This window comes from Pseudoduganella aquatica, assembly GCF_020865585.1.
Classification (GTDB): Bacteria; Pseudomonadota; Gammaproteobacteria; order Burkholderiales; family Burkholderiaceae_D; genus Rugamonas; species Rugamonas aquatica_A.
In genome coordinates, this window is sequence record NZ_CP086370.1 from 6,586,048 (window position 1) to 6,605,302 (window position 19,255).

At 59.6% G+C, this 19,255-nt stretch carries 12 protein-coding genes and 1 pseudogene; 3 read left to right on the forward strand and 10 right to left on the reverse strand.

Annotated elements, in window-relative coordinates; all coding sequences use genetic code 11:
* Nucleotides 1-27: 27 nt before the first annotated feature.
* Nucleotides 28-2,130, forward strand: coding sequence for a TonB-dependent receptor (locus tag KT882_RS29410; RefSeq protein ID WP_228893979.1), 2,103 nt, complete (start codon nt 28-30; stop codon nt 2,128-2,130).
* Here the strand turns inward: KT882_RS29410 and KT882_RS29415 are convergent.
* From KT882_RS29415 to KT882_RS29440, 6 genes are all read right to left on the reverse strand, one after another.
* Entirely contained in the window at nt 2,127-2,846 is a 720-nt protein-coding gene (locus KT882_RS29415; RefSeq protein ID WP_228893980.1) for an anti-sigma factor, read from the reverse strand. The genes KT882_RS29410 and KT882_RS29415 overlap by 4 nt on opposite strands.
* The gene (locus tag KT882_RS29420) at nt 2,843-3,430 is read right to left on the reverse strand and encodes a sigma-70 family RNA polymerase sigma factor (RefSeq protein WP_161070935.1); all 588 of its coding nucleotides are present in this window, start codon (nt 3,428-3,430) and stop codon (nt 2,843-2,845) included. Before KT882_RS29420 ends, KT882_RS29415 begins: the two co-directional genes overlap by 4 nt.
* A gap of 74 nt (nt 3,431-3,504) precedes the next feature.
* The gene (locus tag KT882_RS29425; RefSeq protein WP_228893981.1) at nt 3,505-4,215 is read right to left on the reverse strand and encodes a GGDEF domain-containing protein; all 711 of its coding nucleotides are present in this window, start codon (nt 4,213-4,215) and stop codon (nt 3,505-3,507) included.
* Between the two features lie 4 nt (nt 4,216-4,219).
* A complete protein-coding gene (locus KT882_RS29430) occupies nt 4,220-4,609 on the reverse strand; it encodes a DUF1987 domain-containing protein (RefSeq protein ID WP_161070937.1) in 390 nt (129 codons plus the stop codon).
* A gap of 16 nt (nt 4,610-4,625) precedes the next feature.
* Nucleotides 4,626-5,183 (reverse strand): SiaB family protein kinase, encoded by a 558-nt coding sequence (locus tag KT882_RS29435; RefSeq protein WP_161070938.1) that lies wholly within the window; start codon nt 5,181-5,183, stop codon nt 4,626-4,628.
* Nucleotides 5,184-5,196: 13 nt separating this feature from the next.
* The gene (locus KT882_RS29440) at nt 5,197-6,435 is read right to left on the reverse strand and encodes a SpoIIE family protein phosphatase (RefSeq protein WP_161070939.1); all 1,239 of its coding nucleotides are present in this window, start codon (nt 6,433-6,435) and stop codon (nt 5,197-5,199) included.
* A 351-nt stretch (nt 6,436-6,786) separates the two neighbouring features.
* Here KT882_RS29440 and KT882_RS29445 point away from each other — a divergent pair, with 351 nt between their 5' ends.
* Nucleotides 6,787-7,080, forward strand: coding sequence for a YkgJ family cysteine cluster protein (locus KT882_RS29445; protein WP_228893982.1), 294 nt, complete (start codon nt 6,787-6,789; stop codon nt 7,078-7,080).
* Nucleotides 7,081-7,193: 113 nt separating this feature from the next.
* Here KT882_RS29445 and KT882_RS29450 read toward each other — a convergent pair whose 3' ends face one another.
* Nucleotides 7,194-13,802, reverse strand: coding sequence for a DUF3320 domain-containing protein (locus KT882_RS29450; protein WP_228893983.1), 6,609 nt, complete (start codon nt 13,800-13,802; stop codon nt 7,194-7,196).
* A gap of 426 nt (nt 13,803-14,228) precedes the next feature.
* On the opposite strand from KT882_RS29450, the pseudogene KT882_RS29455 reads away from it, so the two are divergent.
* Nucleotides 14,229-14,479 (forward strand): annotated as a pseudogene (locus KT882_RS29455) (hypothetical protein).
* 225 nt (nt 14,480-14,704) lie between these two features.
* Here KT882_RS29455 and KT882_RS29460 read toward each other — a convergent pair.
* The 3 genes from KT882_RS29460 to KT882_RS29470 form a co-directional block, all read right to left on the reverse strand.
* Nucleotides 14,705-15,838, reverse strand: coding sequence for a hypothetical protein (locus tag KT882_RS29460; protein WP_228893984.1), 1,134 nt, complete (start codon nt 15,836-15,838; stop codon nt 14,705-14,707).
* Nucleotides 15,839-15,976: 138 nt separating this feature from the next.
* Nucleotides 15,977-17,788 carry a hypothetical protein gene (locus KT882_RS29465; RefSeq protein ID WP_228893985.1) on the reverse strand — a complete coding sequence of 604 codons (1,812 nt, stop codon included), beginning with the start codon at nt 17,786-17,788 and terminating at the stop codon, nt 15,977-15,979.
* Entirely contained in the window at nt 17,785-19,131 is a 1,347-nt protein-coding gene (locus tag KT882_RS29470; protein WP_228893986.1) for a dsDNA nuclease domain-containing protein, read from the reverse strand. Before KT882_RS29470 ends, KT882_RS29465 begins: the two co-directional genes overlap by 4 nt.
* Nucleotides 19,132-19,255 lie beyond the last annotated feature (124 nt).

Here is a 19,255-nt window from a genome sequence, read left to right on the forward strand (position 1 = left end):
ATGGCGGCAGCACAAACGGAGCATCTCATGCACACAACCCGGCATGGCGCCGTCCGCGCGGCGGGACGGTTGGCCGCTTTGCTTGCCGCACAGCTGGCGGCGCAGCTTGGCTTCAGCGGCGCACAGGCCGCGCCTGGCGACGAAGCCCCCGGCGCGGCAAGTGCCCCGCAAGTGGTCGCCGTCATCGGCCACTACGACAACGCCATCGGCACTTCCGACGCGGCCAGCCAGGGCCGCATCACCTCCAGCCTCATTGCCAGCCGCCCCGCGCTGCGCACCGGCGAGCTGCTCGAATTCGTGCCCGGAATGATCGTCACGCAGCACAGCGGCGACGGCAAAGCCAACCAGTACTTCCTGCGCGGCTTCAATCTGGACCACGGCACCGACTTCGCCACCTTCGTGGACGGCATGCCGGTCAACATGCGCAGCCACGCGCACGGCCAGGGCTATTCCGACCTGAACTTCCTGATCCCCGAGCTGGTGCAGCGCATCGACTACCAGAAAGGCGCCTACTTCGCCGACACGGGCGACTTCGCCTCGGCCGGCGCGGCGCGCATCCGCCTGGCGGACACGCTGCCGGGCATGGCCAGCATCACACTGGGCGGCAACGGCTACCGCCGCGCCGTGGTGGCGAACAGCAGCGGCTACGCCGGCGGCAATCTGCTGTACGCGCTGGAGGCCAACCACAACGACGGCCCCTGGGACGTGCCGGAAGGCGTGCGCAAATACAGCGCCGTGCTGCGCTACAGCGCGGGCGGCGCGGACCAGGGCTACAGCATCACCGGCATGGCCTACCGCAACCGCTGGCGCGCCACAGACCAGGTGCCGCAGCGCGCGCTCGATTCCGGCCTGATAAGCCGCTTCGGCACGCTGGACGCCAGCGACGGCGGCATCAGCAGCCGCTACAGCCTGTCCTACGCGCTGCACCGCAGGAACGCGGACAGCCGCTTCGAATTCAGCGCCTACGCGCTGCATTCCAGCCTGGACCTGTACAGCAACTTCAGCTATCTGCTGGAGAACCCCGAACAGGGCGACCAGTTCCAGCAAAGCGAACGCCGCAACGTAATGGGCGCGGACGCCAGCAACACCTGGCTGCATGAAGCCGGCGGCATTGCCATGCGCAGCAAGCTAGGCCTGCAGGTCCGCTACGACAAGGTGTCCCCGCTTGGCCTGTACACCACCACCGCACGCGCGCGCACCGGCACCATACGCGAAGACCGGCTCGACGAGGGCAGCGCCGCGCTGTATGCCGAGAACGTGGCCAACTGGCTGCCGACCTTCCGCACCGTGGCCGGCCTGCGCTACGACGCCTACCGGTTCAAGGTCGGCAGCGACATGGCCGGCAACAGCGGCAAAGCCAGCAGCGGCATCGTGTCGCCCAAGCTGTCGCTGATCTTTGGGCCGTGGGCGCGGACGGAATATTTCCTCAACTTCGGCAAAGGCTTCCACAGCAACGACGCACGCGGCGTTACGCAAACGCGGCTGGCGGACGGCGCGGCTGCGCAGCCGGTCACGCCGCTGGCGGCCACGCGCGGCTACGAGGCGGGCCTGCGCAGCGAACTGCTGCCCGGGCTGCAAAGCTCGCTGGCGCTGTGGAAAATGGATAGCGCGTCGGAGCTGGTGTACGTCGGCGACGCGGGGGAAACCGAAGCCAGCGGCGCGAGCCGCCGCAGCGGCATTGAATGGAACAACCACTACATCGCCCGTCCCTGGCTGCTGTTCGACCTGGACCTGGCCACCTCCCGCGCGCGCTACCGCGACGCCCCCGCAACGGAGAACCGCATCAGCGGCGCGCTGGAACGGGCTGCCTCTTTCGGCGTGACGGTGACGGATCTGCAGCGCTGGTCCGGCGGCCTGCAGGTGCGCTACTTTGGTCCGCGTCCGCTCACTGCGGACAACAGCGTGCGCTCGGCATCGACCGCGCTGGCCTACGCGCGCCTGGCCTACAAGCTGGCTCCAAGCACCGCTTTAACGCTGGATGTATTCAATCTGCTGGACAAGAAAGCCAGCGATATCGAGTACTACTATGCCTCCCGCCTGCGCGGCGAAGCGGCCGGCGGGGTGGAAGACCGGCATATCCACCCGGTCGAACCACGCACCGTCCGGCTCACGCTCACGCACCGCTTTTAAAGCAGCCGGACCCAGTTGCCCTTGTAGAGGACCGGCCCGGTCGGGCCGTTGGGATTCGGCGAGCCACCTTTCGGCTCCAGGCTGATGGCCAGCAGCTGCACGTCGCTGCCGATGGCGCGCTCGGACAGCGCCAGCCTGGCGCTGCGGTTATCCGGCAGGATGCCCAGCGAGCGCGGATTGCCCTGCTTGGGTATCGCCCACAGCTGCAGCGTCTTGTCGTCCGCCACGGCCACGCCGTTCACCACCCGCACCTCCATCACCTGGCGGCGGCTGTCGCCGGTCAGCAGGATGGCGGTTTGCGATTGCTCGTCCGTCAGCGTGGCGGCGTAGTTGATGGCCGCCGCCTGTTCGGACGGCGGCGCCAGCGTCAGCGTCAACGCGACGGCAATGGCCAGCGCCGCCACCGCGCCCGAAGCCATGCTCAGGCCGCGCCAGTATCTCAGCGACTCCTGGCGCCAGAACTGCCAGGCAGGCGCGGGCGCAACCAGGCGCAGGCGCCGCTCAATGCCGCGCCACACTTCGGCGCGCGGTTTCTGCTCGCCGGCGAACTCGGACAGCGGCAACAGGCGGTCCTGCCATTCGGCCACGGTGCGGCGCAGCGCCGCGTCGTTATGCATATAGCCTTCAAAGCGGCGCCGCGCGCCACCGCGCAGCGTGCCCAGCACATATTCGGCCGCCAGCTTCTCGCGCAGGCCTGGATTGCCCCGGATATTCATGGCCGCTCCCCTTTCGCCAGGCAGGTCTTCAGGCGTTCCAGGCTGCGCCGTATCCAGGTTTTCACCGTGCCGATGGGGATGGCCATCTGCTGCGCCACTTCGCTGTGCGACAGGTCGTGATAAAACGCCATGCCGATCACCTGACGGTGCAAGCCCTCCAGCATGGACATGCAATAGGCCAGCGCCTTGGCGTCGCTGCTGATCTGCAGCGCCTCGATCGGCGTCGCACCGGGGTCATGCAGGGCATTCAGTATGGTGCTGTCAAAAGTATCCACGTCGATCTCCAGGGTGCCGTCCACGCGGCGCAGCGCATCGAGCGCCTTGTTGCGCACGATGGCTGCCATCCACGTCATGGGCGCGGCCAGCTGGCTTTGGTAACTGCGGGCGCTATTCCATATGGAGACGAAACTCTCCTGCAGCACTTCCTCGGCCAGCTCGCGCTTATGCAATATACGCAGCGCGTAGCCGAACAGTTTCGGCGAAGTTGCGTCATACAGGGATCGGAATGCTTTGGCGTCGCGCGCGGCGGCGGCGGCCAGCCAGGCGCGGAGCTGCTGGGGGTCGTTGATGGGCGCTAATGCCACGGGAGTCCTCGTTGAAGCGAGCTGTTAAACGGCGACGAAAGACAGCGCCGGCAGCTTGCAAGGATACCGTAAATTCAGGGCGCCAGGCGCACGCAGTTGCGGCCCGCGCGCTTGGCCTCATACAGCGCCTCGTCGGCGCGCAGGTAGGCGGTGTCGAACGAGGTGCCGCAGGGATTCCAGCTGATGCCCACGCTGGCCGTCACCGGACGGTTGATGGGGGCGGCGAACACTTCGCGCGCGATGGCGTGGCAAACGCGCTCCCCGAGCAGGGCCGCCTCGGCGCCGTGGCGCGTGGGCCAGGCCACGGAGAATTCCTCGCCGCCCACGCGGCCTATGGCCACCTGGTCGCCCAGCAGGGACACCAGGCAGCGCACCACGGCCTGGATCACGGCGTCGCCGGCCGGGTGGCCGAAGTCGTCGTTGACCTGCTTGAAGTGGTCGATGTCGAGCACGATCAGGGCCAGGTCGCCCTGCTCCAGCAGGCGGCTGGCGTGCTCGATCAGGGCGGCGCGGTTCAGCGCCCCGGTCAGCGGATCGTGCGTGGCGCGGTATTCCAGCTGGCCGGCCAGCTCGTGCAGCTGGCGGTTCAGCTGGTTCATGTCGCGCTCGGCGCGGTCGCTGCGCCGTATCAGGCGGCGCGTTTCGCGCATCAGGCGCTCGTAGTGCGCCATCATCTCGCCCAGCACGCGGCGGTACTCGGCCGCGTCGGCGCTGTCGTCCTCGTGCGCCGCGCGCGCGGCGGCCAGCACCGCGCTCTCGGCGGCGAACAGGTCCGGTTCAGCCATAAGATCAGTTATGCGCCACCGGATGGTTGCTGAAGTCCAGCGCGCCGAAATCGTCCTGCAGCTCCTGGCCGAATTCGAGGATGGTGTCGTCGTCCTCGTCGTAGTACCAGTTCAGGCGCACCGCGCTGCCGTCCATGGCGGCCTGGTTCAGCGCCTCGAACAGCGTGAACAGCATCTTGGTGCTGGAGCTGTTGAAGTAGGCCAGCGACACGTTGACGGTGATGTCGGCCTGGCCGCAGCCGGCCAGGTAGGCGCGCACCTGTTCGATCACCGGGCCGTAGAACAGCGCGGCGTTTTCGGGGTAGGACTCGCCCTTGATCGACAGCGTGTGCTGGTCGAAGCGGAAGTCGATCTCGGGCGAAGTGGGCGAAGCGGAGATGTAGTAGGGTTCCATGACGTTGGTTTCTTTTTCAGATGATGGCCTTGATGCAGAACACCGTGGTGTCCGGGTCGTGCGTCTCCTTGACGAACTCGAACTCCAGCGGCGCGCTGGCGTCGCGCGCCATGGTCAGGAAGCCGAGACCTGCACCCTTGCTGTCGGCAGGGGTTTCGTCGCGCAGCGCCTTCTTGTAGGCGGATTTGATTTCCTCCATGGTCATACTGTGCAGCGGCTCCAGGCGCGCGCGGATGGCGTTCACGCTTTCGGTGGAGACCGGGTTGGCGCAAAGCAGGAAGAAGCTGTCCTCGCGCATGCCGATGCAGAACGAGCCGCGCCGCATCTGGCTGGCCTGCGCGTGGTCCGGCGTCAGCGTGTCCGACGAGTAGTGCATGATGTTCTGCGACATTTCGACAAAGGACGAGAAGATGCGGCGCCGCGTCGGCCCCGCCGCGCCGGCCGTGTCCAGCCGTGCCTTGATGGTTTCGGCGATGGCGGCCACCACGTGCTGCGAGAAATAGCCCGCGTAGAAAAAAATGATGTTGCGCTTGCGCGCCACGTCCCAAAACTCGTTGAATTCTTCGTAGAGCAAAATCGTTCCTTCCTTAGGGACGGCAGCAGAAAAAAGTGAGGTCGTCGCGGCGCGGCTGCGCGCCTTGCCAGGCCTGGAAATCGTCCAGCAAGGCCTGGCTGAGCTGCGCGGCCGGTGCGCGGCGCTGGGCCAGCAGCACGTCGCGGATGCGGCGCTTGCCGTAGGCGATCTCGCGCGGGCCGCCGATCTGGTCGACCAGGCCGTCGGTGGTGATGAACAGCAGGCTGCCCGGCGCCACGTCCACCGTCCTGGCGCTCCAGCTGAAGCCGAACGGCGTGTCCACGTAGCCCACGCCCATGCGGTCGCTGTCCAGCGTCTGCACGGCCGCCTCCATGCCATCCTGGTCCGGCGGCAGCAGGTGCAGCGCCAGGCGGGCGCCGGCGAAACTGAGCTGGCGGCTGGCGGAGTCGAACCACAGGAAGGCGGCGTCCATGCCGTCGTCCGATTCGGTGGCGCCGCCCTGCCCTTCCATCTGGCCCAGCATGGATTTCACGCCCCGGCTCACCTCCGCCAGCAGCGCGGCCGGATCGCGCGGACCCAGCGCCTGCAAGGCCTGCGTCAGGATCGACGAGGAGATCAGCGTCATGAAGGCGCCCGGCACGCCGTGGCCGGTGCAGTCGGCGATGGCGGCGAACCAGCCGTCCTCATATTTGACGAAATAATAGAAGTCGCCGCCGACCACGTCGCGCGGCTGCCAGACCAGGTGCGCGTCCGGCAGCGTTTCGGCCAGCGCCGCGCGCGAGGTGCGCAGCATGGCGCGCTGGATCACGCTGGCGTAGTCGATGCTGTGCATGATCTGGCGGTTTTTCTCGGCCTGCATATTGGCCACCACGTTCATCAGCTGCAGGCCGAAGCCCACACCGCCCAGCGCACCGCCGCGCGTGATGATGAAGCCGTCCGCCAGCGCCTTCTCGCCCGACTCCACGGCGCGGAAGGTCAGCGCCTCGATGCTCATGGCCGCGTCCACGATCAGCGGCTCCTTGTCCATAAAGGCGATGCAGCTTTTTTTGCCGTACACCTCGTGGTAGAAGGGCTTGGACATCTGCGACATGAAGATGTTGCGGCTGATCAGGCCGATGGGCCGCTCGTTCTCGATCACCGGAAGGCTCATCAGGTCGCGCCGCTCGGTGAACAGCTCCAGCACGCCGAAATTGCTCATGTCCGACTGCACCGACACGGTTTCAATGCACAGGTCGGCCGCCGTCGAGAGGCGGAAGCGGGGCAGATCCAGTCGCGATGCGTTGAACTCCACAGCCGGTTCCTTTAGAAAAAAACGGCCCGCACCGGGGAGTGTGCGGGCCTAAACATCCATAGTGGGAGAGAGACGAACAGGTGGCATCTTGCCATTCCTTTGTGACATCAGTGTGACGTCAGGGAAACATTGAGGGCTGGAAAGCGAGGCGGCTTGGAGGCGGCGGGGGTTATACTATCGGCCTCGAATTCGGCCCGCCGCGTGGTCAGCGGCACAACAGTACAGTCATGACAACAGCAGAAACCGCAGTGCAGTGCCGGCCCGGATGCGGTGCCTGCTGCACCGCCCCTCCATCACTCGCCCATCCCCGGCATACCGAAGGGCAAGCCGGTTGCCAAAAAAAGAGATGCCATGAACTGCCGTGACCACTGCGGTGCGTGCTGCATCGCCCCTTCGATTACGAGTCCCATACCAGGCATGCCAAGCGGAAAACCTGCGGGTGTCAGGTGTGTTCAACTGGCGGATGACAACCGCTGCCGCATCTTCGGCAAGCCGGAGCGGCCGGCGTTCTGTGGCGGGCTACAACCGTCGGAAGAAATGTGCGGTTCCAGGCGGGAACAGGCTATTCGCTGGCTGGATGAGCTGGAGCGCGCAACAGCACCGGAATGTTTAGCTCGCACAACGACTGAGTACGCTAATCTTTAGGCCCTGCGTCGCCCCTGATAGGGGCACATAAACTCGATTATTCACATCAGAGAGTTATCATTCAAGACATACCGATAAAAATCGGCAGGACTAAAGTGACGTACCTTCTTGACTCATCGACGAGCGAGTTCCAAAGCTCTTTCGAACCGAACCCGAGTTGCGGCACGGACTCTCTGAAGCCCTAGTTCGCGTGCCATTGCAGTGATGACGCCATCGCTGGTCCGTCCAGCCACACTGACCTTTTGAACTAATGACCTTAGCTCGGCGATGCAAATTTCATCAACGTTTCGGCCATCATCCGCTCCGCCCCTAAAGACGACAGGGACCTCTGGACCTCTTCCCTTAGCCCAGAAGAACAGACCAATATCCTCATCCGTGGAAGTCGCGAACGAGCGAGCTAACGAAGAGACCCGCTCCTGAATGCGGGCACCGGTACGCTGCCAGCCGTGGGCGCGCGCAATGCGACGTGCAAGCACCGTGTCGAGGATAGGGCCTTCGATATTCACGACGTATTCAATCATTTGACGAAGAGTAAGGTCATAGGTGCTATCGAAAAACTCCTCCGGATTTAGAGACGCAACTACCTCTCGCGGGTCCGATTCAACGAACAAGGGAGGCTCCAAAGCGGCGCTCGCAGCTGCATTTTCAGCGTACGCGACTTCGGCCGTCTCCTCCCTAGCGATGGTTAGCTGGTCGTTGGTCTGAGTTGAACCTTGCACATACTGGACGTTCTCCCCCTCAAACACCGTAGTAGGGGTTGCCGTTCCATCCCTTGCATGAGCAATCGCCGTCTCAGCTTCGATTTTCGCGTCGTCCTGCTCTTGCCGCCAGGCGCGCGTGGCGCGACTTTGCTCGAGCAATCTCTCCAGCGCTTGATGAACCTTCTCGAAAGTTCCTTTACGGTCTATCCACCAATCCGTAGACCAAATGCGCAAAATTTCCCAGCCAAGGCCGCGAAGGACCTGTTCGCGCAACATGTCGCGGTCGCGTGCCGTCGCCGAGCGGTGATACGTCGCTCCGTCGCATTCAACTCCGCACAAATAGGTTCCCGGCGCGTCAGGATGAACAATCCCAAGGTCGATGCGGAAAGACGATGCTCCGATTTGCGTATGAACTTGCCACCCCTTGGAGGCTAACGCGGCGGCCACAGCTTCTTCAAATGGGCTTTCAAAACCACCGAGACTTCCCTTGGTTGCCTCCGCCAAGGCGCTGGGCCCTCGTTCAGCGAATTCCAGGAAGTGCTTCAAATCCCGAACGCCTGCGGCTTGAGTGCGCGACAAGTCGATTTGCTCCCCCTTCAAACTTGAAAACACGCGGAGCTCGTGCCGTGCTCGCGTGATGGCGACATTCAGGCGTCGCTCTCCGCCGTCACGGTTCATGGGCCCAAAATTCATCGACACCGCGCCGGTAAGGTCCGGCCCGAAGGTCATGGAGAAATACATGATGTCTCGCTCATCACCTTGGACCGACTCCAGGTTCTTGACGAACAAAGGCTCCAGCTCCATCTCAGAAAAGTATGGTTCCAGTGAAGGGTCTTTGCGCCGCTCCTCATCGAGCAAATCCTCGATGAGATTCATTTGCTCGGTGTTGAAGGTCACGACACCAATTGTGAGCTTCGACTCTCTGAAGCTCGGCAACTTCAATCTCGCGACAACGTCTGCGACCAGGGCTTTAGCTTCCGCCTTGTTGATACGGGCACCACCTTTTTCGTAAACACCCTTGATGTGGTGGAAGCTAACCGCGCGGTCCTCGGTCACCGGCGATGGGAAGGTCACCAAGCCGCCGCCGTAATACCGATGATTGGAAAAGGCGATAAGTGATTCATTGCGGCTACGGTAATGCCAAGCCAAATTCATTGTCGGCAGGTTGGCGCCCATGCACTCGTCAAGGATGCTTTCGAGGTCGGATTCGACGTCTTCATCATCCGCCCCGGATTCTGCCCGGTCGAAGAAGGCCGTAGGTGGAAGCTGTTTCGGGTCCCCCACCATGACAACCTGCTTGCCACGCGCGATAGCACCAATGGCGTCCCAGACTGGTATCTGTGAGGCTTCGTCAAAGACAACCACATCGAAAGCTTCGGCATCTGCTGAGAGATACTGAGCAATCGAGAGAGGACTCATCAAAAGACACGGCGTCAACTTGGTCAGCGCGGTCGGGATGTTTTTCATGAGTGTCCGTAGCGGCAAGTGCTGTTTCTTCTTGCTCATCTCGTGGCGCAAAATCCCCCACTCGGAATTTCGTGTGACCGTGTCCGCCTTGGGGAGGTCGGCACACATAGTGGCTCGCACCCAAGAGCGCGTCAGTTCAGTAAATCGCTTATCCAGTGTTCGAAAGTCGTCAATTCGCTTTTCATGTTCGGCGGAGACGAAACCTCGGATGACGGGCTCGTTGTCCACCACAGCATTGAGCCACCACCGGCTGTAATTCGTCTCAAAAACCCGTGCGGTGACTTTTGCGCCGACAGCACCGCCTTCCATCGCGATTACCAGCGGCGCCAAGCCAACACTCATAGCCTCCACGCGGACCTTGCGCCATGCGCACCAGGCATGTAGTCGATTCTCTGCAATGACGATAGCCTGGCAACGCGTAATCAGGTCGGGAAGCGATGCGTCGTTGAATTCGGATGCGTTGTCGCCAGTGAATGAGCCAACCGTAGCAAGCTTTTCCAGCACCGCCGACATCGCCGAATCAGCCTCCACATACTTAGCGCCAGTCGCGGCAATCCGCCCTGATGCATCGAGCATCGCATTACCGTCAACTACCAGGCGCTGCAAGGCCGAGTTCAGGGATATCGCCATCTCCGGGGATTCAGCCAGGTTTGCTATGGCCGCTGCGACGTCGGTCCGGAATGCATTAACCTGTTCGATACTTTCGAGCGTGGTACGCAGGCCGGCCCACGTCCCTTCGGTCAGGGAACGCAGGTCGTCATAGCTACTCAGCTTTTCCTCCAGTGCAGTTCGCTGATGCAGTCGTTGGTAGTCATCGGCGAGTAGAGCACCGCAATCCCCCGACGCTATTTCATCGTGCTGCCCCTGCAAGGCGCCCCATTCTTGTACAGCCCGGTGGGCAAGTGTGAACTGCATCGCCGCGCTCAGGAGGTTTTGCCGCGTCTCATAGCCCGCCCAAAGTCCATTCGTGTCGCTCGATAGCGGCGCCATGACCATTATCTCGGCATCACGTGCTTGAAGCTCCCTCGCGCGCGACAAATCGGATGCCAGACGAGCACCACAACGACCGTTCGCGATGGCTTCGAAGCCTTGGTCAATCCATGTCTCGCGTGCGTGTGCCGCGGCCAGTACTGCTTGAAATTTTAATGCCGCAATGGCGAATTCCGGCCGGGTCTTCAGACCCGCCCATATACCTTCCGCCAAGGGGCCAATCTCGATTTTTCCGACCTCAGCCCTAATGTCACGAATTGCGACCAACAACAGAAGGTCACTCTCAACCTGAGGCTGGCCTTCGCCAGTGATGGTGGCTTCAAGCGTTTTCTCTATTTTCCGCTTGCGTAGCCATGAAAGCGGCCAGATGCTTTGCTTCGCCAGTGCATACTCTCGTTGAAGTTGATGGACATTGAGCTGCTCAATCTGCTCGCCATATTTCACAGACAGCCGCCTGTGATTTTCCGAAAGCGCCTCCAACAGCTCCAGGCCTTTGCCCAGCTCTTCAACTACGTCCAATGGCCAGGGATGGCCAAGCTCGGAGCGAATGCGTTCGTACTCGGCGAGCAGCGCAAGTCCCTTCCTGCATCGTGCGTGGATGGCATCCGTCCATGGTTGGCTCATCTGAGCGTTCAGCGCGCGATGATGGACAACGAGTTGGAAACCCTGTTGCAGTCGCACAAGCAGGTCGCGGGCATCGCTGCGGAAACTGAATCCCCAGTTCTTGCCAGCGGCGGCTGGCAACGTATGCGCCAACGAAACAAGCGCGGCCCGCGCACGAAAGTTAGTGGGCAGCTCAGGCAATGATGCCGCCTCCTGAAACGCCGCCACGCCGTGTTGAGCCCGTTCCGCTGCAGGAATGACGTCACGGGCAGCATCAATGAGAATCTTCTGCCATGACGGCGTCCAGTCGCTGCATCCGACAAATGCAAACGGTCCGCTAATCAATTGGTCGGCACCGACTTCCAAGGCATTTACACCTAGTCGCTCAACGAGTTCTCGCATAGCATCGAGTTGCTGCGCATCATGGAAGGCCGGACCAGGCCAGGAAAGGCCGAGTTCAGCGATACCTTCGCCGTCCACTACCCGGCCAATGGCTCTGTAGATGGTCAACCCGTTGCGATGCTTCTGGTGCAGGCGTTCAACATATTGGTTTAGCTCATCGCGGTATCGCTTGAGTTTATCCGCCTGAGCCCGCCATTCCTCGGGGTCGATATCCCCCTGGGCCTCCCATGCTCTCTGCAGTTGGCTTAAGACATCCAGCTTGCGCGCTTTGCTTGAATGAAGCTCAAGACAAAATTCACCCAGACCGACCTCCCGGAGACGCCGGTACACGACGTCAAGGGCGGCAATTTTTTCGGAAACGAACAGGACACGTTTGCCTTCCGCCAGGCATTGGGCGATGAGGTTGGAAATCGTCTGGCTCTTGCCTGTCCCAGGAGGGCCGACCAATACGAAATCCTTTCCCCTGACAGCGGCCATGACTGCCGACAGCTGCGATGAATCGGCCGGCAGCGGACAAAAAGTCTTGTCCGGGGTGAAATCAATATCCAACCGCTTGGGTTCCGGGAAAGCCACCGTGCTCGGATAAGGGTCTCGCGGCGTATCGAGCAGGTGCTTGACCACAGGATTTTCACGCAGTTGGTCAGTACGCTGCGTCAAGTCGACCCACATCAGGTACTTGGCAAATGAGAACATGGCCAAGACAACCTCTTCCGATACTTCCCAGCCTTTGATGTCGCGCACCGCGTGGGACACGGTCTTCCAAATTAGCGCTACATCCAGGCCTGCATCGTCATGGGGAAGTTCGCCATCGGCTACGCCCAAGTTCAACTTGAAGTCCTGGCGTAGCATTTCCACCAGCGTAGGGTTGAATCGCGGCTCGTCTTCGTGCAGAACCACCGTGAAGCCAGACCGGGCGCTCTTTCGATGCAGCGACACCGGAATCAGAATGAGCGGCGCCTTGTACTTTTGTCCGCCTTTATCGTCTCGTGTCCAATTCAAGAAACCCAGTGCCAAAAAGAGCGTATTCGCTCCACCTTCCTGCATCGTCGTTCGCGCCGTCCGGTATAAATCGACCAGGCGTGTTTCCAACTCCTTCTCGTCAACACTCACGAATACTTCGCGCCGTTTGAGGGCATCAAGCGCATGCTCACGGCGAACATCTTCACGTGAACGCCGCTCGTGAATAGCCTGGTCACGCGGGTCAGCGCCATCCATCAGGTCTGGGCGAGCAAGAAGGCGAATGGGGCTGCCATCAGAGAGAATGTCCTCCAGTGCACTCGGCTCGGGCGCTTCTAGACGCAAGGATTTTTTTGCACCTCGGAAATTGAGCAGATTGTTTCGGAGTGAGAGGTCGAGCAGCTTGCGCTGCCACCTTGCCAGCCGGTCCTTGGGGTCGAGCGTTGCGGCATCGGGTTCGGCTATGTCCGCCTCGGGCAGGTCAGGCGCTTCATCAAAGGTCGCCTCGTGCGCCTCGTCGGTCACTCTCGGTGGTGGACTAATGGCTTGACTCTCTGCACTTGCGAGAGGCTTGATGCGCTGCATGCGGGCGCGCCGAATGTCGACGGCGAGTTCGAATTCTTCGCCTTTTTCCTCGGCGATTCTGGCAGCGGCATGCTCAGTCGCATACGTAAAGGACGGAGTCGGCCTTTGCGTGATGAGGGTGGTCTCGAAAAGCACCAGCTCCTTTAGCTTTACGCGTTTTCGGATAGCGGTTACGTCATCGACCACGACCGTCGAGAATTCTTCTTGCCGCAGCCAGACGCCAGCGAAAGCATGGCCCTTGGTGAACACGACGATGGGGTTGAGGCCAGCTTGCTCGAGCGCGGCGCAGAACAAGAGCGTCAGGTCGAGGCATGTGCCGATGCGGGCATCTAAGACTTGTGCGGGACTGCGAACCTTTTGGCCCTTATGCTCGAAGCTGGCTGGCGGAAGAGCATAGTCCAGTCCAAGCCCGGCAACCGCACTCCAAAGCCCCGATGTTAGTTCCCAGGCGCGCTTTGCGCCTCCGGCATATCCGTCGATGGCTGGGCTCTTTCCCGCTTGGCGCAGAACCTCAGCGGTTTGTTTGAGCAGCCGGTCAACCGCCAATTCATTCGGCTGTACGAACGCCGCGACCAAATCTGGCAGATGGGAGAGCCCACCCCATTGGTTACGAGGCAGGAGCTCCACTTTGCGCTCCGAGGTCGTGAGCACCTTTTCATCCGGCGTCCCAGCCTTCTCGACAATGATGAAGACAACCGTGGCTGTTTCAGCCTCGGTGAGCTTGCTTAGCAACGCGCCATCAAGCTGGACATCGCAATCTTTGATTTCATAGCGAGACTTCGGGGCGCAAGCATCTATTAAGCAGCTTTTCGGCTTGAGGAACGGCGGGACAGACTCCAACCGTAGCTGCAAACTCAAGAGCTCGCGGTCACTGTCATTTACGATGCAGAGCTCTCGCAGAAGTGGCACCGAGTTCTGAAAATCGGCCAGGTTTAACTTGGCCGCATTTGAAATATGCAGCGAATACTCGATGACTGCCACCGCATGAGCGGCAGGTACTTCTCCCAATTGTTCCACAATCCTCTCCCTGTTCGCCTGCGCAGTTTACCCTTTGTTTAATAGGGAAAACTCGCAGCTAGGGGACCCTATCATATTTCACACCGACAATTAATCACCAATTGTCACTTTGACGTCAAACTATGCTGCGCCAAGTACTAACGACTCGACGTTTCGTTGAAACATCACACAGGAATGCGCTTTGGTTCGCTCTTGTGGCGATTCCGACGGTCTCGTTGGTTGCAACAATTCAGGGGGGGGGAAACATGGCGTATTGACCATGTTGTATGGGCCCTAAGGGGCACCAATACAGAAAACAGAGTTTATATCGTCCCTGTTCACAGTATGATTATTGGCATCCCTTTAGGTGCCACACACTCCGACCGCCAAGCCGGTTGCCAACTAACGGGATGCCATGACTGCCGTGACCACTGCGGTGCGTGCTGCATCTCCCCTTCGATTACGAGTCCCATACCAGGCATGCCAGGCGCAAAACCTGCGGGTGTCAGGTGTGTTCAGCTGGTGGATAACAACCGCTGCCGCATCTTTGGCAAGCCTGAGCGGCCGGCGTTTTGTGGCGGGTTGCAACCATCGGAAGATATGTGTGGTTCCAGCCGGGAACAGGCTAACGCTGGCTGGATGAGCTGGAGCGCGCGACAGCGCCGGCAAATTTAGCTCGCCACGACTGGGCAGGCTAATCCTTCAGGCCCTGCGCCGACCGCACTCGTAGGAGCACATGCACACGGTACCGCATTCGGTGCAAAGCGTATAAACGACGCCCCCAAATTACGGTGGGTTCACCGGAGACAGCGAGGCAACGTTGCTGCCCGTTGGGGGTACGAAAGTAGGCAATATAGCGGATTTCGTTCATTAGCCAGCCCCCCCATTTAGCCCCTCAGAAAAAAATCAAAGCTTCCCTCGGCTTACTCCTGCTCCTCAGCAAGTTCTTCGAATTTGTCCAATACTTCTGGCTTCAAATACTCGAGATTTGGATTTTCCGCCAGTTCCTGCACTCCCTCATATGGCAGGTATGTGCACAGCTTCGATAGGGGCCCCTGTGGGAATATAGAGAAGGCTGGACGCATCAGTTCCTGAAATACCTTCTTTCGCCGCTCATCCGGCGCCACAATGTGCAGCTTCGTATGGAAATTCGGTTGCAATGCGAGCAGGTCCGCCATACGCAGGATGCCCGAATAAACTGCAGTGGTGTGCTCAACCTCAAAAGCACGCACAATGGTTTTCTTCTGCAACCAGAGCACGTCTATCTGCTCAACCGTTTTAAGAGCCGGCTCGGAGAACTGGGTGTAAGGCAGGGTAACCAGCAATTCAGGGTTACTCATCTCCGATGAGACCGCATCTTTATCCGCCTTGGGAATCCAGACTTGAAATCCCATCGCTACACCAATCTCGGCAAGGAGTGCCTGCATCTTATGGGATGTCCTAACCGTCGGCACTTCTCCAATAGTTGTGCTGCATGTGTGGGCAAATGCAGCCTCAGTACTAGGCTCCGAATCAAGTTCAGGTATCTGCACTGCAACGGTCTCGCCCTGGCTGGTCGTAATCTTGAAGCTCTGGTGCTGGCTCCAAGCTTCGTTAGTTATCTCATCGGGGACCAGCTTCTGGAGCTGTTCCTGCATTAAAACTTCCACCGCCTTGCCATCCTCTTCAAGCAGGCGGACACCGCTACTACGTAAGACCGCATTCCAGCCACCGGCGCCAGGCGTTATGTCCTTAGTAAAAGAAAGGGCCGCCCAAACCTCAGGCCGCTTGATGGGAATGAGCGTCCCTTTATCTAACCAGACCAAGGGCGTCACCGCAAATTCGAGGGAGTAGCCGCTGATGACTTCATTGCCTGGAGTCACCTCCGTCATCGGTCCCACAACCTCCAGCATCCCTACCCAGCAAGACAATCCCTTGAGGTAACAAAGAATTTTGTCACCTGGTTTAATTTTCGTGATCCAAGCTTTCCGTTTTGGATGGAAGCCTGCGATGGTCTTTGATGTCTTCGAGAACGCCTCGTAGGTCTCGACGGAGAAAATGTCGATAAAATAGGTCATGTATGCGCTTAAAGGTTGTTGTTCTTGTGGGATACGGATTCTTCGAATTCTGCGACGCATTCCGCTATCTAAGGACGTTGGCCAAGCTGCACGTTGGCCTAGTCAATGGGTTGTTATCCCCATTCGTCGAAAGATATATCAGTCGTCATCCTCGTCCGGGTCGCTGGCGTCATCTTGAGCGGCCTGTTCACCAACCTCGCTCTCCGCCTCTATCTCCGCAACGCGTTCACGCTCGGCTGCAATAGCGTCACTCATTGCTTCAACCAAGGGCGCTAACTGCTCAACCCCAGCGCGATATTCGTCTTCACGCAGAAAATGGCGTTTCTCCGTGAAGGTTTGAACAGTGCAGTCCTGCGGGGGCGTCCAGTCGGACGGCACAGATTCATTTGCAATAAAAATCTGCTCTGCTTCCGCATGGTTGTAGACCGCGCTGAGGAGCCGCCCTGTATTCGGGTCATCCAATCCTTGCTGACGAGGGGTATCGACAATAAAGGGGAAGCGCGGCCCGCTGCCGTACTTTGCGTTGGTCTCCAGCATTGCCATGTGCATCGCTAGGTAGACTCGAGGGCCCGAGCTACCAGCCCCCATCGCTGGCCGCGCTCCGATTTTGACGGAAGCAATTTCCGCCTTGTCGATGCCGAGGCGGTCAGCACATGATTTCACCGCGGCCTTGTAAAAGGCCCGCACCTCTTTCAGCCGCTCAGCATCCGTCAACCCGTCCAGTTCAGCCTGGAGCTCGGTTCGGCTTTCATCGAGTTCATCAATGGAATCTGCAAGTTGCTGGCGTGTCTGCCCATATGCCTCTTCAATGGTAGCCAAGCTTTTTGCGGCGATGATTTCGGCGATGCCACCCTGCCCCGGTTGCCTCTCCGTTGAAACGCGGAGGCTCTCCATTTGTTTGGTGACGCTAGCGAGCTTGTTGCGCAAGCCTTCCTCACGTTTACTCAACTTGTCCAGCTGGCCGCGTACGTTTAAGAACAGTTGATGTGCGTCGTTCGCGTCTGAGGCCAGTTCTACTTTCGCTCGGAAGGACAAGCCGTGCGCCTGGCCGCACGTTGGGCAGCTCAACTGCTCGTCATCGGGATATTTGGACAGATACGCCAAGTCCTCTACCAAGTCTTGCTCTGCCCGGGCCGCGAGCTGGAGTTGACCAGTGAGCTCCTGCCGCTCTTGGGCGATAGCGAATAAATCACTGCGGACCTGGTTCTCGTCATCGACAAGGGCCTCAACCTGGCTGGCAACCTGCTGCAGCTCTTCTGCAAACACGCTTTCGTCGAGCATCGCATCAGACGCAGGCAGCATTGCTTTAACGTGCTTGTAGGCGGTCTCCTGCACCTTGGTCTGCAGACGCAGTTCGCGCAACTTAAAGACGAGTTCATCACGCGTGAGCTGAGCATCAAAGTACCGCTGCGGCCGCAGGCCAAGGAAGGATTCGAAAACAACTGGCTCCCACCGTGCAAACTGGGACAACCGCAAGAAGTTTCCCCATTTCCTTGCCCAGCCGCCCTCTTGGTCGATGTAGAACGGCAGCAGCGCATACTCAGGCCCGGCCAACGCGAACGCCCCCTCCTGATGGCGCTGCAACTTCAAGGGGAACTCGAATGTGTCAGCAAAAAACCTCGCCCAAGTTTGGGCATTTTCCGTAGCGAGCAAGAGCTTGCCTTCAGCGTTGAAGGCGGCGCGCTGGTCACGTCCCATACGCAGGAACGTGAACCGCTTCTGTCCGAGACTAAGGACTACGCTTGCAGCGACATTGACATCCCAGTTCCCAGCGATGCGCGTGGATGGTTCGCCGCCGAGCGCCCAAACGAGGTGCTTCAGGATGCGAGACTTACCTGTTTCATTCGTTCCCGCCAGCAGGTTCTTGCGGGGATTGAACTTCAGGAATCGGCCGCTCTCGTCCCTTTCGGATACCAGCCAGAGTTCGTGATAGGTGACGGTTTGCCTCATTGCGAGTCCTCAGGTTGCGGACTAGCCGGAACAAATGGTAGTTGTTTTGTGGGGTTTGCATTTTGAATAATCATGGACATTAGACAGTAAATGTACTCGCGGCTGTAAGGGCGAGCCTCGCTTAACTGCAGCAGCTGGAAGTCCTCGTACCAAGCGGAGAATATATTAGTGACCTGTGGTAGAGAGTTGTACTCCGAATTCAATTCGTATAGCGCTTTAAGATGCGCAGTTACGACCGGCACCGGGCCTGCACGGTTCGTGATTTCCATACATGCCCGCACTACCTGCCTCTTCATGTTTTTGACCAGCGCGAACGGTGCCGCCTCGATGTTCAGCCGCTCGATAATTTCTTCCACCAGCTCTCGCGCTGACACTGATTCTTCGTCGGCGGCAGCCAGATAAAGGTCAATATCCCCTCGCGTGACCGCACGGTTCAACAGCTCTGCGAAATTTTTTGCGTGTCGAGTGCTGCCGGCCCTGAGGTTTACGTACGAAGCGATTATTAGCACCGCGAGAATGGTAGCGGAGCCGCTGAGGTTCAACTCCGAATCGAGCTGCATTTCAGCGAGCTCACCGGCCAAATATTTGTGTGGCTCGTTAACCGGGCAATCGCTTACTACCAGAGCGAAATCGGAGAAGTCCACTGGCTCAGCCGGGTCAAGGCCCAGCTGTTCTCTCAGCTTCGCTTCGATGGCCTGTTGAACTGACGAATCGGCGTCCGAAAGCTCAACAATACTATGCAGCGAGTGTGTACCCGTGCCATCTGGCATTTCAAACTGCGCGTCAGAGGAGAACTCCAGACGCGACTTTCCTAAGGCTTTAAAGCGACGGCGATGTGCGTAGAGCTTAGCCAAGATTGACGGCTTCGGCTTCTTGGGCGCCTTTGCCTTCGCCGCCTTCCCGTTTTTGGCTAGCTCAAGGGTGGGCGCCGTCGCGGCACCACTGGACCCGGAGGTATCGGCGTCATCTGCCTCAGTTTGCACATCCCCGTCCTTACCTTTCGGAGAGGCAATGAGGTGATTGAGCTTCCAATGGGTCGATGCCTCGTGTTTCTTCAGCTGCACGAACCGAACCCCAGTCGGCTCTAAAGATGAGTCCAGAATGGCGACGTCCTGCTGCCATTCAAGTACGACTGCGTAGTCGTCACCGGTGCGGTGCGCGCGAAGTGCCTCCAGCACCGCATGCCAGACCTGAAAGCTGAAACCACGGATGGCATGCCGGCCGCCTATTTCATCTCCTTTAAAGTCCCGGAACAAGTCAGACGCAACTTGCTGGAGAGGAGGTTCAGTTGGCGCCGTAATCATGAAGTCGATATAGTCGATTTGAGAATTAGCGACTGTCATACCCCAAGTCGCAACGTGACTAGCTTTTAATGGAAAACCAGAAAAGTACCCAGGGGAATTGTTGTCGCATATAAATCATTGTGCCACAAGTGGTTCCTAAAGGGAGGTGACCAATACAGAAAAC

What these genes read in the sequence shown, in the direction of transcription:
- KT882_RS29410 (WP_228893979.1), top strand. Translation starts at nt 28, where the DNA reads ATGCACACAACCCGGCATGGCGCCGTCCGCGCGGCGGGACGGTTGGCC.
- KT882_RS29415 (WP_228893980.1), bottom strand. Translation starts at nt 2,846, where the DNA reads ATGAATATCCGGGGCAATCCAGGCCTGCGCGAGAAGCTGGCGGCCGAA.
- KT882_RS29425 (WP_228893981.1), bottom strand. Translation starts at nt 4,215, where the DNA reads ATGGCTGAACCGGACCTGTTCGCCGCCGAGAGCGCGGTGCTGGCCGCC.
- KT882_RS29430 (WP_161070937.1), bottom strand. Translation starts at nt 4,609, where the DNA reads ATGGAACCCTACTACATCTCCGCTTCGCCCACTTCGCCCGAGATCGAC.
- KT882_RS29445 (WP_228893982.1), top strand. Translation starts at nt 6,787, where the DNA reads ATGAACTGCCGTGACCACTGCGGTGCGTGCTGCATCGCCCCTTCGATT.
- KT882_RS29460 (WP_228893984.1), bottom strand. Translation starts at nt 15,838, where the DNA reads ATGACCTATTTTATCGACATTTTCTCCGTCGAGACCTACGAGGCGTTC.
- KT882_RS29465 (WP_228893985.1), bottom strand. Translation starts at nt 17,788, where the DNA reads ATGAGGCAAACCGTCACCTATCACGAACTCTGGCTGGTATCCGAAAGG.
- KT882_RS29470 (WP_228893986.1), bottom strand. Translation starts at nt 19,131, where the DNA reads ATGACAGTCGCTAATTCTCAAATCGACTATATCGACTTCATGATTACG.